Raw genomic sequence first — 14,033 nt, 5'->3', positions numbered from 1 at the left:
TTCGGCAGCGCAAGCTACTGCCCACGCCACGGTTTTCCGCACCCCGGCTTATTCCGCTGCTCAGGCGCCAGCAGGTCCCGAAGCGTTTGGCAAACTGCTGCCGGAGTTGCCGCCAACAGGCTTGGCGTGGGCTTTCTTGGCCGCTTTGGCCGCCCGATTCTCACGCCGAAACACTTCCATCAGCACCAGGAAATACGACACCAACAGTGGCCCCACCACAAGGCCGATGATGCCGAAGATTTCCACGCCCAGCACCAGGCCCACCAGCGTCACCAGTGGGTGAATATCACCCATGCGCTTGGCCAGCACGATGCGCAGCAAGTTGTCGACGTTGATAATGACCACCAGCCCCACCAGCAAAATGCCGATGGCCTGCCCGACGTTGCCCTGCGAAAACTGGTACAGTGCCGCGGGCCCCCACACCAGAGGCGTGCCCAACACGGGCAAAAACGCCATGAAAAAAGCCACTACTCCCCAGAAAAACGGGTCGGGCACCGCAAAAACCCACAGCGTAAGCCCCGTGAGAATACTCTGCACCAGCGACACCACCACCTGACCCAGCACGTTGGCGTTTACGTTGTTTCGCAGCGAGTCGCCCAGTTCGGTGAGCGTGTCGCTGCGAAAGGGCAGGTAGCGGCGCAGCCCCAGCAAAAAGTACGTCTCCTGCATAAAGAGGTAGTACATGGTGAAGAGCATCAGGCCCACAATCACCAAGAAATTGAGCGTGCCAGTCGCCAGGCTGGGCACCCAGCTGCTCACTTGACGCGCCACCTGCTGCAGGATCTGCTGCACGTTCTGCCTGCCGATAATTTGAAAGCCGGTGGCGTGTTCCAGCTTGTGCAGTACATCCATAATCAGCTCGGGGCGACGGGCAAAAGCCACCAGCCGGTCGATGAGCAACGTGCTCAGTGCCACAAACGGAATGATGAGTACCACCACCGTCACCAGCAGCAGCAGCACCGCCACCAGCCGACGGTTCCAGCGGCGGCGGTGGACCAGCGCCAGCCACCACGGCCGGAATACCACAAACAGAATGCCCGCACCCAAAAACGCCGTCAGGTACTGCGCCAAGCCCAGCAGCATCAACCCGCCCAGCCCCAGCAACGAAGCAATGAGCAATACGTGGCGCTGCCGGGGCGTGTAGATGTTCTCGATGGCGGCAAGCGGGTCGGTGAGCGGCGGCATGAGGCAGAGGGAAGTAGTAAGTGCCGGGCAAGGTCGGCAGCAGACGCCACAATTTGCTGGCAGCACTTACCATTCGCTGCTTCTTTGGGTGCGTTGACCTGCGGCGAAGCCAACAAAAAAGCCTCTTCCGGTGGGAAGAGGCTTTCCTGGCTTGGGTTTGTTGAAGCGTTATGCCAACACCGACTCGGCCAAAACCACGACGTTGTTGCGCAGCACTTCCACCACGCCGCCCGTTACCTGGAACGACTCGCGGCCGGCGGCGCTGGTCACGCGCACCTCGCCCGCCTGCAGTGCGCTGATGAGCGGGGCGTGGTTGTTGAGCACTTCAAACTGGCCGTCGGCGCCCGGGAAGATGGCCGAAGAAACTTCGCCCGCAAACACCTGGCGGTCCGGCGTGATGATTTCTAAACGCATGGCTTCTAATGTGAGAAATGTGGAAATGTGATGAATGTGCTGGGGGTAGTGTGAAAGTCATTTTTCACATTTCCCACATCAGCACATTCCCCACATTAGAAATCTAGCGGGCTTCGGCCATCAGCTTTTCGCCTTTCGCCACGGCGTCCTCGATGGTACCCACGAGGTTGAACGCCGCTTCGGGCAGGTGGTCGTGCTTGCCGTCGATGATTTCGTTGAAGCCGCGGATGGTGTCCTTGATGTCAACGAGTACGCCGGCCAGACCGGTGAACTGCTCGGCCACGAAGAACGGCTGCGACAGGAAACGCTGCACCCGGCGGGCACGGTTTACGGTCTGCTTGTCTTCTTCCGAGAGTTCGTCCATCCCCAGAATGGCGATGATGTCCTGCAGTTCTTTGTAGCGCTGCAGAATCTCTTTCACGCGCTGGGCGGTGTTGTAGTGCTCGTCGCCAAGTACGGCGGCATCGAGGATGCGCGAGGTCGAGTCCAGCGGGTCCACAGCCGGGTAGATGCCCAACTCGGCAATCTTACGCGACAGTACCGTGGTGGCGTCCAAGTGAGCAAAGGTGTTGGCCGGAGCCGGGTCAGTCAAGTCATCGGCCGGCACGTAAACGGCCTGTACCGAGGTGATAGAACCGCGCTTGGTGGAGGTGATGCGCTCCTGCATGGCACCCATTTCGGTGGCCAGCGTGGGCTGGTAACCTACGGCCGAGGGCATACGGCCCAGCAGAGCCGATACCTCCGAACCCGCCTGGGTGAAGCGGAAGATGTTGTCGATGAAGAACAGGATGTCACGACCAGCGCCGGTGCCGTCGCCGTCGCGGAAGTTCTCCGCAATGGTCAGACCCGACAGCGCCACGCGGGCACGGGCTCCGGGAGGCTCGTTCATCTGGCCGAACACCAGCGTCGCCTGCGACTTCTCCATTTCGGCCATGTCGACCTTGGTCAGGTCCCAGCCGCCTTGCTCCATGGAGTGCTTAAACTCCGAGCCGTAGCGAATGATGTCCGATTCGATGAATTCGCGCAGCAAGTCGTTGCCCTCGCGGGTACGCTCGCCCACACCAGCAAACACCGACAGACCCGAGTAGGCCTTGGCGATGTTGTTGATGAGTTCTTGAATCAGTACGGTTTTGCCTACGCCGGCACCACCAAACAGACCGATCTTACCGCCCTTCACGTAGGGAGCCAGCAAGTCAATTACTTTGATGCCGGTGAAGAATACTTCCGAGGAAGTAGCCAGCTCTTCGAAAGCCGGAGCCTGGCGGTGAATCGGCAGGCGCGTGCCGCTCTGCGGCTGCGGAATGCCGTCGATGGCCTCGCCAATTACGTTGAAGAGGCGGCCTTTTACGCCGTCACCCGTGGGCATCGAGATGGGGGCGCCCAAGTCGCGCACGTCGGCGCCGCGGGTCAAGCCCTCGGTCGAGTCCATGGCGATGGTGCGCACACGGTCTTCGCCCAGGTGCTGCTGGCACTCCAGGATAACGACTTGGCCGTTGTCCTTCGTTACTTCCAGCGCGTCGAGGATGTTGGGCAGTTTGGAGCCTTCACCCGCGAAGCTCACGTCCACCACGGGACCGATGACCTGGGTGATTTTGCCGGTATTCGCCATTGCGTTTGTGTATAGGGAAATGAAGCAGTTTCAGGCCGCAAAAGTACGGACCAGTCGCCGCATGGGCAAACCTGAACGCGACGGAAACTTTTCGCGCTGAAAATCACCGGCAAAAGCCGCTTTTTGGGCTGATGGAGGCCTTTCCCCCGAAAAATTATTTCAACGAAAATTTGGAGCCGCCCGAAACGGTAGTACATTTGCAAACCCAAACGGGACACCGCTTGGGATTTTGTCCGATGGTGTAACTGGCAACACGCTTGATTTTGATTCAAGAAAGTCCAGGTTCGAGCCCTGGTCGGACAACGTAAGTACAGCGAAAGGCGCTGGCCCCCTCAATTGCGAGTGGAGCCGGCGCCTTTCGCTTTTTCCGCCTGTCTCTCCACGTTCAGATTTTTCTTCTCCATGTCTCAGCGAGTAAAAATTTTTGCGGGCAACGCCTCCGCCGAACTCGGCCAGCACATTGCCGAAGCCTACGGCCAGCCGCTCGGCGACCTTAGCATCCAGCGCTTCGCCGATACCGAACTCGGGCCCTCGTTCAACGAGAGCGTGCGCGGCTGCGCGGTGTTCCTGATTCAGAGCACCAACCCGCCGGCCGAAAACCTGATGGAGCTGATGCTGATGGTGGACGCGGCCAAGCGCGCCTCGGCGGCCTCGGTGTGCGTGGTGATGCCCTACTTCGGCTACGCCCGACAGGACCGCAAAGACAAGCCGCGCGTGAGCATCGGGGCCAAAGTAGTGGCCGATTTTGTGCAGAGCGTGGGCACCGACCGCCTGATGACCTGCGACCTGCACGCGGGCCAGATTCAGGGCTTTTTCGACATTCCCGTCGACCACCTCGACGGCTCCACGGTATCGGCGCCCTACATCAAGTCGCTCGACCTCGACAACCTGATTTTCGCCTCGCCCGACGTGGGCGGGGTGGTGCGCACGCGCGCATTCGCCAAGAAGTTCGGCGCCGAAATCGTGGTCTGTGACAAGATGCGCCTGCGAGCCAACGAAATTGCGTCGATGCAGGTGATTGGCGACGTGACGGGCATGAACGTGGTGCTCGTGGATGACATTGTGGACACGGCCGGCACCATCTGCAAGGCGGCCGATTTGCTTCTGGAGCGCGGCGCCAAATCGGTGCGCGCGGTGGTAACGCACGCGGTGCTCAGCGGCCCGGCTCACGAGCGAATCCGCAACTCGTCGCTGGAAGAGCTGATTGTGACCGACACGATTCCGTTGCGCGAGCAGAACCACAAAATCCGCGTCATTTCGTTGGCCGAGCTGTTTGCCCGCGCCATTCGCAACGTGGTGACGCACGAGTCGATCAGCTCGTTGTTTAATTAAGCCGGCCCACGCCCCCGAAGCCCCGCAATGGCCGAACCGTATATCGTTTTAGCCGTTGGCGGGGCTTTGTTTCTAGCCTTGCTCGTTGGGCTGAACTGGGTGTTTTCGGCCCATTCGTTTGGGCAGGGGTTCCTGCGGCTGCTCCTGGCCTTGATTGGCCTCGGCTGCGCCGTTTTCCTGCTTCTGGGGCTGCTGCTGATACTCGCACTGGGTGGTCCCGACACGCCCGCCGACCAAGAGCGGCGCCAAGGTGGCGGGGGTGCCTTGTTCGGGACGCTTTCTATTCCCAAACTATCCGCGTACCTTTGCGGCCCTGCTGACCCCACTGGTCCGCAGAATCGTTTCATTTCAAGGCCTTTATTCCGGCCTCACCTTCACACACCAGTAGTATGAAAAGCCTCGAGATTGTAGGGTTTAAAAGAGCGAATCTCGGTAAGAAAGATGCCAAGGCGTTGCGCCTCGACTCGCAAGTTCCGTGCGTGCTGTACGGCGGCGACGAGCAAGTGCATTTTTCGGTTCCGGCCATCCTGTTCCGCGAGTTGCTGTACACCCCCGAGGTGCACATTGTGGACCTGAACATTGAAGGCGACACCTACCGCGCCATCGTGCAGGACGCCCAGTTCCACCCCGTGAACGAAATGCTGCTGCACGTGGACTTCCTGCTGCTGCAAGACGGCAAAGAAGTGAAGATGGACATTCCGATTCAGTTCGTAGGCGTTTCGCCGGGCGTACTGGCCGGTGGCAAGCTCGTGAGCAAGCTGCGCAAGCTGAAAGTGAAGGCTACGGCCGACAACCTGCCCGACTACGTGAAGGTGGACATTTCGGACCTGGCCCTGGGCAAGTCGATCAAGGTAAACAAGGTGCAGCCCGAGAACTACACCATCCTGACGAACCCGCTGGCTCCCATTGCTACGGTAACCATCCCGCGTGCGCTGAAAGGCCAGCTGCAAGCCGAGAAATAGGTTTTTCGCGCTATCGAAAGAGAAAATCCTGCTTCGCCTTGCGGCGGGGCAGGATTTTTTACGTTAGCAGCCGACTACGCACCCGACTATGAAATTTCTGATTCTCTGCCTGGGCAACATCGGGCCGGAATACGCCGATACGCGGCACAACGTGGGCTTTATGGTGGGCGACTTCCTAGCCCGCAAGTTTGAGGCCGCCCCGTGGGCGCTGGGCCGCCACGCCTTCACCACCGAAATCAAGCACAAGGGCAAAACCTTTGTGCTGGTGAAGCCCACCACCTACATGAACCTGAGCGGCAAGGCCGCCGCCCACTGGCTCAGCACGCTCAAGCTGGAAAAGGAGCAGATGCTCGTCGTCACCGACGATCTGGCCCTGCCCTTCGGCAAGCTGCGCTTGAAGGGCAAAGGCTCGGCTGGCGGGCAGAATGGCCTGAAGCACATCCAGGAAACCCTCGGCTCCGACGAATACGCCCGCCTGCGCTTCGGCATCGACTCCAGCTTCTCCAAGGGCCGGCAGGTCGACTACGTGCTCAGCCCCTTTTCGGCCGACGAACTGATTGACCTGCCCTTGCGCCTGGAAAAAGCGGCCGATGCGGTATTGGCCTTCGGCACGCTGGGCATCGAGCGGGCCATGAACGTGGTGAACGTGAAGTAAAATTGCTTTCGTCACTTTACCACAAAAGCCCTTTCTGCAACCAATGCGGAAAGGGCTTTTGTGGTATTACAGCAGGTGCTCAACAATGAGCATAACCGCTAGCAGGAGTATTACAAAGCAGGTGTTATAGTCGTAGCTATCCTCTAAAAGGTTTCGATACGGAATCTTCCCTTATTGCAGCAGCCAACGCAAAGCAGCTCCTGGATACGATAAGACCAATTCGAAGAGGAGCTTGAATACAGTTTCCACGGCTGATTCTGTTGCCGGAGCTAATCCGAAGAAGGCCACATTACGCCACGAAGCTGCCGGGTCGCACGGGCTGGCCGGGCTGCATGAGCTGCAGCGAGCCATCGGCGTTTTCGGCCATGAGCAGCATACCCTGGCTTTCGATACCCTTGATTTCGCGCGGGGCGAGGTTGAGCAGCACCAGTGCCTGCTGGCCCACCAGGGCTTCGGGAATGAAGTGCTCGGCAATACCCGACACGATGACGCGCTGGTCCAGGCCGGTGTCGACGGTGAGCTTGAGCAGCTTCTTGGTTTTGGCAACTTTCTCGGCGGCTACCACGGTGCCCACGCGCAAATCCATGCGGCCGAAATCGTCGAACGACACGTTTTCCTTGGCCGGTGCGGCCACGGCGGCGGCCAGTTGGTTGGCTTTCTTGGTATCGAGCAGCTTCTGCACCTGGGCTTCCACGGTGGCGTCTTCAATTTTTTCGAACAGCAGGAACGCTTCGCCCAACTGGTGCCCGGCGGGCAGCAGCGTGGTGCGGCCCGCGTCGGCCCAGGCGCCGCGCTCGGTGCGCAGCATGGTGGCCAGCTTCCCAGCCGATTCGGGCAGGAAGGGCTCCAGGAGCGTAGCCAAGGCAGCTGTCAGCTGCAGGCTCACGTGCAGGATGCTGGCCGTGCGCGTGGGGTCGGTTTTGATGAGCTTCCAGGGCTCAGTGTCGGCCAGGTACTTGTTGCCCACGCGGGCCAGATTGAGCACTTCGGCCAGCGCGTCGCGGAAGCGGTAGTTTTCGATCAGGTCGCCGATGCGCTGGGGAAACTCGCTGAGCTGGCGCAATACGTCCTCGTCCAGCTCGTCGAGGGGGCCGGCTTCGGGCACCTGCCCACCGAAAAACTTGTGCGTGAGCACCACGGCGCGGTTGACGAAGTTGCCGAGCGTGGCCAGCAGTTCGTTGTTGTTGCGCGCTTGGTAGTCTTTCCAGGTGAAGTCGTTGTCCTTGGTTTCGGGGGCGTTGGCGCAGAGCACGTAGCGCAGTACGTCGGCCTTGCCGGGGAAGTCCTGCAGGTACTCGTGCAGCCACACGGCCCAGTTGCGAGAGGTCGAAATTTTGTCGCCTTCCAGGTTCAGAAACTCGTTGGCGGGCACGTTGTCGGGCAGAATGAACTCGCCGTGGGCCTTGAGCATCGTGGGGAAGATGATGCAGTGGAACACGATGTTGTCTTTGCCGATGAAGTGCAGCAGCTTAGTTTCGGGGTCCTGCCAGTATTTTTGCCACTCGCCATCGGGCAGCAAATCTTTGGTGGCCGAGATGTAGCCGATGGGCGCGTCGAACCACACGTAGAGCACCTTGCCGTCGGCGCCTTCTACGGGCACGGGTACGCCCCAGTCCAGGTCGCGGGTGACGGCGCGGGGCTGCAGGCCCTGGTCGATCCACGACTTGCATTGGCCATAGACGTTGGTTTTCCAGTCCTGCTTGTGGCCTTCCACAATCCACTCGCGCAGCCACGGCTCGTACTGGTCGAGCGGCAGGTACCAATGCTTGGTTTCGCGGAGCACCGGCTGGTTGCCCGAGAGCATGGAGCGCGGGCTGATGAGTTCCGTCGGGCTTAGCGAGGAGCCGCACCGCTCGCACTGGTCGCCGTAGGCGTTGTCGTTGCCGCACGTCGGGCAAGTGCCCACGATGTAGCGGTCGGCCAGAAATTGCTGGGCGGCTTCGTCGTAGTACTGCAGCGACACCTGCTCGGTGAACTGGCCCGCCTCATACATCTTGCGGAAGAAGTCGGAGGCGGTTTTGTGGTGCGTTTCGTTGGACGTGCGCGAGTAGATGTCGAACGACACTCCGAACTCCTTAAAGGAGTCGCGGATGATGGCGTGGTACTTGTCGACCACCTGCTGCGGCGTAATGCCCTCTTTTTGCGCCCGGATAGTGATGGGTACGCCGTGTTCGTCGGAGCCGCAGATGAACTTCACGTCGCGGCCCTGGGCGCGCAGGTAGCGCACGTAGATATCGGCGGGCAGATATACGCCGGCCAGGTGGCCGATGTGTACGGGGCCGTTGGCGTAGGGCAGCGCGGCCGTGACGGTATAACGCTTGGGAAGAGCTTGCATCGGGAAGGGAAAAAGCGCCGCGCCAAAGTGAGCTGCGCGGCCAAAAAATACGTGGAAAGCGCAAAGAAACGCCGAAATGTGCAGACGCAACCCGACCGGCGCGCGTATCAGGTGTAGGCAGCAGTTGCGGTGCCCAATGTTATCAATCGGCCCCGCCGCGTAACATTCTGCCCGCAATTCGCTTCCTTTCCGAAGTAGCACACATGCTTCTTACTTCATCACACCACACCATGGCGAAAGAAGACAAAAAGGCCTCTGCCGATGCAAACGACAAATCGGGCAAGCGCAAGGGCGACAAAAAGGAAAAGAAGGCAGCAAAAGCCACGCGCAAAGCCGTAAAAGAAATGGCTCTACCCGACGGCGCCCACGCCAGCATCGACCTACCGAAAGACAAATCGGCCGGCAAGAAAGTGCTGAAAGCGGCTGCCAAGCAAGCCCAAAAGGAACTCGACCGGCAGCTGAACGACCTCTCCAAGCGCATCCGTAAGGAAACCAAAGAGCAGGTGAAAGAAGTGGTAGCCCAAGCCGCCATTCGTTTCGAGCGGGAAGCGCGACAGTTACTTGAGGCCTCGTCGGCTGCCGAAGCGCCGGCTCAGCCAAGCGCCACCAAGCCAGCGGCCCGTCCCGCCGCCAAACCGGCTGCTACGGCGGCCAAACCCGCTGCTCCGGCGGCACGCCCCAGCCGGCCTAGCCGCTCGCGCGCTACGGCCACTACCCCAACTGCCGCTGCCGCGCCGGCACCGCGCCCAGCAGCCAGCCGCAGCCGTTCGGGTGCCCGCCCCAGCACGCCGCTGGCCCCAGACTCGCCCGCTTCGATGACGTCCGTGGAGTCGAACGGCGTGGCTTCGTAACCACTGGCTCCTGGTGCAACCGGCCCGCTTTGCTCGTTTCCGAATGAGCAAGGCGGGCTGGTGGCGTTAGGGGCGACGCAGGGTATCGGCCAGCGACGGGTTGCCTTGCAGGCGCCGCACGCGTTCTTCCTGCGTGGTGGTGTTGGGGTCGTTGGTATTCACCGATTCGATGCGCTGCCGCCCGCCGGCAGCAGCGGCTTGCTCCCGCACGGCCGGCACGCGGTTGGGCGTGGCATCGGGCCGGGCACCGCTGCCCACACCGTTGTTGTAGGCCGCCTGGCGGTCGGCATCGGTGCGAATTTCAGTAGGCGCCCGGTCTACTTCCGCCGATTGATCGGACGTGGTGCAGGCGGTACCCAGCCCGGTGAGCAGCAGAGCAGATAAAACAAGGCGAAGCGGGCGGCTGGTCATGGCAGTGGGGTGAGGTATCCTCTCTCAACGCAAGGCAGCCGCTGCTTGTTGGCTTCGCGGATTGCCGTGCGCCCTAAACCAAGCGGCCCGGCCGAGCAGATTGCCAGCCGGGCCGCTTGCGCAGGCGGGTACCGCTGCTACTTGGTTTTCTCGAATACCAGCGCGTTGCCGTCCATGCAGTAGCGCAGGCCGGTGGGCTTCGGGCCGTCGTCGAACACGTGGCCGAGGTGGCCCCCGCACTTGGCGCACACAATTTCGTCGCGGCTCATGCCGAAGGTGTTGTCAGAAGCCACTTTGAGGCTGGTGCTGGCGGCCGGCGCCCAGAAGCTCGGCCAGCCTGTACCCGACTCGAACTTTTGCGAGCTGTGGAAAAGCAGGTTGTGGTCGGCAGCGCAGTAGTAGTTGCCGGCCTCGTGGTTGTCGTGGTACTTGCCGGTGAAGGGCCGCTCGGTACCTTTCTGGCGCAGGATGTAATACTGATCGGGCGTGAGCTGGGCCTTCCACTGCGCCTCGGTTTTGCGCACCGGAAACTCGTCGGGCTTGCCCGTTACGGGTTGGGGCTTGGGGTATTCTTTGGCCGCCGCGGTGGGCTTGGTGGGCGGCACGGGCTTCTCCACGGCCACAGGTTGGGCCTTGGTTTTTTGCTGCGAACAGGCCGGCAACGCCGTTAGGCACAGCAGGCTAAGAGCAAGAGCAGGAATGCGCATGGAATGCAAAATCAACGGGAAATGCGGGGTAGAAAACTCTCGACGCAGTAGCAGAACGCTTGGGCTTCGGGATTTGTTCGGCATACCTACGGCGCTGACAGGCAGCGCGGTTTGCATTCAAACATTAAGGGTAACAAGCATTTGCGAGGAACATTACGTACCTTTGCACCCGCAAAACAGCTCTCATGCAGAACATCCGTAACATCGCCATCATTGCCCACGTCGACCACGGCAAGACCACGCTCGTGGACAAGATCATTCACGCCTCGAAGCTCTTCTCGGAGCACCAGCACTTCGACGACCTGATCTTGGACAACAACGACCTGGAGCGTGAGCGTGGCATTACCATCGTATCGAAAAACGTTTCGGTTCGCTACAAAGACGTTAAAATCAACATCATCGACACCCCCGGTCACGCCGACTTCGGCGGCGAGGTGGAGCGCGTGCTGAAGATGGCCGACGGCGTGCTGCTGCTCGTCGACGCCTTCGAAGGCGCCATGCCCCAGACGCGTTTCGTGCTGGGCAAAGCCATCGACTTGGGCCTGAAGCCCATCGTGGTGGTCAACAAAGTCGACAAGGAAAACTGCCGCCCCGATGAGGTGCACGAGCAGGTGTTCGACCTCATGTTCAACCTCGGCGCCACCGAAGACCAGCTGGACTTCGTGACGCTGTACGGCTCTAGCAAGCAGGGCTGGATGAGCACCGACTGGAAGCAGAAAACGGAGGACATCACCCCGCTTCTGGACGCCGTTATTGCCTCCATTCCGCCCGCGCCGTTCTACGAAGGCACCCCGCAGATGCAGGTTACCTCGCTCGACTACTCGTCGTTCGTGGGCCGCATTGCCATCGGGCGCGTGCAGCGCGGCACCCTCACCGAGGGCTCCAACATGAGCCTGATGAAAGCCGACGGCACCATCAAGAAGGTGAAGATCAAAGAATTGCAGGTGTTCGAAGGCCTGGGCAAAGCCAAGGTTCCGTCGGTTTCGGCCGGTGAAATCTGCGCCGTAACCGGCATTGAAGGCTTCGACATTGGCGACACGCTGGCCGACTTCGAAAACCCGGAGGCCCTGGAGCGCATCAGCATCGACGAGCCGACGATGAACATGCTCTTCACCATCAACAACTCGCCGTTCTTCGGCAAGGAAGGCAAGTTCGTGACCTCGCGTCACCTGCGCGACCGTCTCTACAAAGAGACCGAGAAAAACCTGGCCCTGCGCGTGAAGGAAACCGACCGCGAAGACTCTTTCCTGGTGTACGGCCGCGGCATTCTGCACTTGTCGGTACTCATCGAGACGATGCGCCGCGAGGGCTACGAGCTGCAGGTAGGCCAGCCGCAGGTGCTCTACAAAGAGGACGACAATGGCAACCGCTTGGAGCCCATCGAGCACCTCGTAGTGGACGTGCCCGAGGAAACCGCCGGCAAGGTTATCGAACTGGTAACGATGCGCAAGGGCGAGCTGACCATTATGGAGCCCAAGGGCGACTTGCAGCACCTGGAGTTCAACATTCCGTCGCGCGGCCTGATTGGCTTGCGCAACAACGTGCTGACCGCCACCGCCGGTGAGGCCATCATGAACCACCGCTTCCAGAGCTACGAGCCGTTTAAGGGCCCGATTCCCGGCCGCATCAGCGGTTCGCTCATCTCGATGGACACCGGTGCCGGCACCGCCTACACCATCGACAAGATGCAGGACCGCGGCGAGTTTTTCGTGGACCCGGGCGAGGAAGTGTACGCCGGCCAGGTTATCGGGGAGCACACGCGCCCGAACGACTTGACCATCAACATTCAGAAGGGCAAGAAGCTGACGAACATGCGCGCTTCGGGCTCCGATGAAAACGTGAAGATTGTGCCCAAGCGTCAGTTCTCGCTGGAAGACGCCATGGAATACATCCAGAAGGATGAGTACCTGGAGGTGACGCCGAAGTCGATTCGGATGCGCAAAATCCTGCTCGACGAGAACGAGCGTCTGCGCTCGGCCAAGAAAATCGACTAGCTTTTGCTAGCTACTGGCTTCTGAAAAGGCGCGGCTCCGGTCGCGCCTTTTTTGTTGTTGGGCGGCGGTTTCGCTTAGCGTCGCACCTCAAAATGTTGGTAGTTCTTCGGCGGCGCCGTTTGCACTTCCACTTTTTCCACCCGCGCGGCGGGTGGGCCGTGCTGGCACCACGCGGCTAGCGCATCCAGCGCCTCTCGTGGGCCTTCGGCTTCGATAGTCACGGTGTCGTCGGCGTTGTTGCGGGCGTAACCGGTCAGGCCGAGGCGCTCGGCTTCCTTTTTGGCCGATTGGCGGAAAAACACGCCCTGCACGCGGCCGTGGATGCGAAAAGTGCGGTGTTCGGTCATGGCAAAAAGCGACATTGCGGTGAATCTTCAGCTTACTTCATACGAGCAACCGCCTGCTCGTGCTACGCCCCAGTTCATGCGCTACGCCCTCACTCCTGCCCTGCTGCACACCGGCACCGCCACGCTGCCCGAGCACGCCATGCTGATCAAAGATCAGCGCATCGAAGCCGTGCTGCCCGCGACGGAGCTGCCCGCCGACGTGCCCCGCATTAATGCCCACGGCCTGCACGTAGCGCCGGGCCTGATTGACTTGCAAGTATATGGCGGGGGCGGCGTGTTGTTTTCCACCCACCCGACGGTGGCGACGCTGGCGCGGATGCAGGACGTATTTCGGGCGCAAGGCACCACGCATTTCGTGGCTACCATGCCCACCAACTCGCCCGCCCTGACCCGCGCCGCGCTGGATGCGGCGCAGGCGTTTCGAGAGCAGCAGCCGGATTCGGGCTTGCTGGGCGTGCACCTCGAAGGGCCCTACATCAACCCTGAAAAGAAAGGCGCGCACCGGTCCGAGTTCATCAAGCAGCCCAACGTGGCGGAACTGCGCGAGTGGCTGGCGGCGGGCCAGGGCGTATTGCGCATGATGACGCTGGCGCCGGAAATGGCTACGCCCGAAGCTGTGGCGCTGCTGCAAGCAGCCGGCGTGGTGTTGTCGGCGGGGCACAGCAATGCTACTTACGCACAGGGCCGGGCAGCTTTTGAGCAGGGCTTTGCAGCCGCCACGCATTTGTTCAACGCCATGTCGGCGCTGACGGGGCGCGAACCGGGCCTGGTGGGCGCGGTGTACGACGCCGCCGCGGCCCAGGCCAGCATCATTGCCGACGGCATCCACTGCGACTTTGCCTCGGTGCGCATCAGCCACAAGCTACTGCGCGAGCGGCTGTTTCTTATTACAGATGCCGTGGAAGAAAGTCCCGAAGGCGCCTACCAGTTCCGCCGCGCCGCCGACCGTTTCGTGGACGCCGGGGGCACGCTGGCCGGCTCGGCCCTCACCATGCTCGAGGCCGTGCGCAACTGCGTGCAGCACGTGGGCCTACCGCTCGACGAAGGTCTGCGCATGGCCACGCTCTACCCGGCGCGCGTACTGGGGCTGGCGCAGCAGCTCGGCCGCCTCGCTCCCGGCTACGAGGCCTCGCTGTGCCTTTTCGACGACGCATGGCACGTACAAGGCACCGTGTTCCGCGGCGAGGTGCAGTGGCACTGAGCTGTTGCGCTGCGGGCAGGAGCTGCATGG

General features: G+C 61.1%; 13 protein-coding genes and 1 tRNA gene. 7 read left to right on the top strand and 7 right to left on the bottom strand.

Annotation, left to right across the window (positions count from 1 at the left end):
* Positions 1 to 60: 60 nt before the first annotated feature.
* From F0P96_RS11965 to atpD, 3 genes are all read right to left on the bottom strand, one after another.
* Positions 61 to 1,185 (bottom strand): AI-2E family transporter, encoded by a 1,125-nt coding sequence (locus F0P96_RS11965; RefSeq protein WP_235917456.1) that lies wholly within the window; start codon positions 1,183 to 1,185, stop codon positions 61 to 63.
* A 168-nt stretch (positions 1,186 to 1,353) separates the two neighbouring features.
* Positions 1,354 to 1,599 (bottom strand): ATP synthase F1 subunit epsilon, encoded by a 246-nt coding sequence (atpC, locus tag F0P96_RS11960; protein ID WP_151079134.1) that lies wholly within the window; start codon positions 1,597 to 1,599, stop codon positions 1,354 to 1,356.
* A gap of 103 nt (positions 1,600 to 1,702) precedes the next feature.
* Positions 1,703 to 3,208 carry a F0F1 ATP synthase subunit beta gene (gene atpD, locus F0P96_RS11955; RefSeq protein WP_151079133.1) on the bottom strand — a complete coding sequence of 502 codons (1,506 nt, stop codon included), beginning with the start codon at positions 3,206 to 3,208 and terminating at the stop codon, positions 1,703 to 1,705.
* Between the two features lie 230 nt (positions 3,209 to 3,438).
* Here atpD and F0P96_RS11950 point away from each other — a divergent pair.
* The 4 genes from F0P96_RS11950 (at position 3,439) to pth (ending at position 6,157) form a co-directional block, all read left to right on the top strand.
* Positions 3,439 to 3,511: transfer RNA gene (locus F0P96_RS11950), tRNA-Gln, on the top strand.
* 99 nt (positions 3,512 to 3,610) lie between these two features.
* Complete coding sequence (locus F0P96_RS11945) at positions 3,611 to 4,540, top strand: ribose-phosphate pyrophosphokinase (RefSeq protein WP_151079132.1); 930 nt, start codon at positions 3,611 to 3,613, stop codon at positions 4,538 to 4,540.
* Positions 4,541 to 4,929: 389 nt separating this feature from the next.
* Positions 4,930 to 5,502 carry a 50S ribosomal protein L25/general stress protein Ctc gene (locus F0P96_RS11940; RefSeq protein WP_151079131.1) on the top strand — a complete coding sequence of 191 codons (573 nt, stop codon included), beginning with the start codon at positions 4,930 to 4,932 and terminating at the stop codon, positions 5,500 to 5,502.
* Between the two features lie 88 nt (positions 5,503 to 5,590).
* The gene (gene pth / locus F0P96_RS11935; RefSeq protein ID WP_151079130.1) at positions 5,591 to 6,157 is read left to right on the top strand and encodes an aminoacyl-tRNA hydrolase; all 567 of its coding nucleotides are present in this window, start codon (positions 5,591 to 5,593) and stop codon (positions 6,155 to 6,157) included.
* 289 nt (positions 6,158 to 6,446) lie between these two features.
* On the opposite strand, the gene metG is transcribed toward pth, so the two are convergent.
* Positions 6,447 to 8,492, bottom strand: coding sequence for a methionine--tRNA ligase (metG, locus tag F0P96_RS11930; RefSeq protein ID WP_151079129.1), 2,046 nt, complete (start codon positions 8,490 to 8,492; stop codon positions 6,447 to 6,449).
* Positions 8,493 to 8,722: 230 nt separating this feature from the next.
* On the opposite strand from metG, the gene F0P96_RS11925 reads away from it, so the two are divergent.
* On the top strand, positions 8,723 to 9,343 hold the full coding sequence (locus F0P96_RS11925) for a hypothetical protein (RefSeq protein ID WP_151079128.1): 621 nt from the start codon (positions 8,723 to 8,725) through the stop codon (positions 9,341 to 9,343).
* A 66-nt stretch (positions 9,344 to 9,409) separates the two neighbouring features.
* On the opposite strand, the gene F0P96_RS11920 is transcribed toward F0P96_RS11925, so the two are convergent.
* Positions 9,410 to 9,754 (bottom strand): hypothetical protein, encoded by a 345-nt coding sequence (locus F0P96_RS11920; RefSeq protein WP_151079127.1) that lies wholly within the window; start codon positions 9,752 to 9,754, stop codon positions 9,410 to 9,412.
* 137 nt (positions 9,755 to 9,891) lie between these two features.
* Complete coding sequence (gene msrB / locus F0P96_RS11915) at positions 9,892 to 10,461, bottom strand: peptide-methionine (R)-S-oxide reductase MsrB (protein ID WP_151079126.1); 570 nt, start codon at positions 10,459 to 10,461, stop codon at positions 9,892 to 9,894.
* Positions 10,462 to 10,646: 185 nt separating this feature from the next.
* Between msrB and typA the strand changes: the two genes are divergently transcribed.
* A complete protein-coding gene (gene typA / locus F0P96_RS11910) occupies positions 10,647 to 12,455 on the top strand; it encodes a translational GTPase TypA (RefSeq protein WP_151079125.1) in 1,809 nt (602 codons plus the stop codon).
* A 74-nt stretch (positions 12,456 to 12,529) separates the two neighbouring features.
* Here typA and F0P96_RS11905 read toward each other — a convergent pair whose 3' ends face one another.
* Positions 12,530 to 12,802 (bottom strand): acylphosphatase, encoded by a 273-nt coding sequence (locus F0P96_RS11905; protein WP_151079124.1) that lies wholly within the window; start codon positions 12,800 to 12,802, stop codon positions 12,530 to 12,532.
* A gap of 76 nt (positions 12,803 to 12,878) precedes the next feature.
* Here F0P96_RS11905 and nagA point away from each other — a divergent pair, with 76 nt between their 5' ends.
* Positions 12,879 to 14,003, top strand: a complete 1,125-nt coding sequence (nagA, locus tag F0P96_RS11900) for an N-acetylglucosamine-6-phosphate deacetylase (protein WP_160620109.1) — start codon at positions 12,879 to 12,881, stop codon at positions 14,001 to 14,003.
* The last annotated feature ends 30 nt before the right edge of the window (positions 14,004 to 14,033 follow it).

This window comes from Hymenobacter busanensis, from assembly GCF_008727865.1.
Taxonomy (GTDB): domain Bacteria; phylum Bacteroidota; class Bacteroidia; order Cytophagales; family Hymenobacteraceae; genus Solirubrum; species Solirubrum busanense.
The sequence above is the reverse complement of the archived record's forward strand: the minus strand, read 5'-3'. Positions and strand labels throughout refer to the sequence as shown.

Bases quoted from the DNA above. Each gene is read 5' to 3' on its own strand.
- F0P96_RS11940 (WP_151079131.1), top strand. From the start codon at position 4,930: ATGAAAAGCCTCGAGATTGTAGGGTTTAAAAGAGCGAATCTCGGTAAG.
- atpC (WP_151079134.1), bottom strand. From the start codon at position 1,599: ATGCGTTTAGAAATCATCACGCCGGACCGCCAGGTGTTTGCGGGCGAA.
- nagA (WP_160620109.1), top strand. From the start codon at position 12,879: ATGCGCTACGCCCTCACTCCTGCCCTGCTGCACACCGGCACCGCCACG.
- pth (WP_151079130.1), top strand. From the start codon at position 5,591: ATGAAATTTCTGATTCTCTGCCTGGGCAACATCGGGCCGGAATACGCC.
- F0P96_RS11925 (WP_151079128.1), top strand. From the start codon at position 8,723: ATGGCGAAAGAAGACAAAAAGGCCTCTGCCGATGCAAACGACAAATCG.
- F0P96_RS11965 (WP_235917456.1), bottom strand. From the start codon at position 1,185: ATGCCGCCGCTCACCGACCCGCTTGCCGCCATCGAGAACATCTACACG.
- F0P96_RS11920 (WP_151079127.1), bottom strand. From the start codon at position 9,754: ATGACCAGCCGCCCGCTTCGCCTTGTTTTATCTGCTCTGCTGCTCACC.
- atpD (WP_151079133.1), bottom strand. From the start codon at position 3,208: ATGGCGAATACCGGCAAAATCACCCAGGTCATCGGTCCCGTGGTGGAC.
- metG (WP_151079129.1), bottom strand. From the start codon at position 8,492: ATGCAAGCTCTTCCCAAGCGTTATACCGTCACGGCCGCGCTGCCCTAC.
- F0P96_RS11905 (WP_151079124.1), bottom strand. From the start codon at position 12,802: ATGACCGAACACCGCACTTTTCGCATCCACGGCCGCGTGCAGGGCGTG.
- typA (WP_151079125.1), top strand. From the start codon at position 10,647: ATGCAGAACATCCGTAACATCGCCATCATTGCCCACGTCGACCACGGC.
- F0P96_RS11945 (WP_151079132.1), top strand. From the start codon at position 3,611: ATGTCTCAGCGAGTAAAAATTTTTGCGGGCAACGCCTCCGCCGAACTC.
- msrB (WP_151079126.1), bottom strand. From the start codon at position 10,461: ATGCGCATTCCTGCTCTTGCTCTTAGCCTGCTGTGCCTAACGGCGTTG.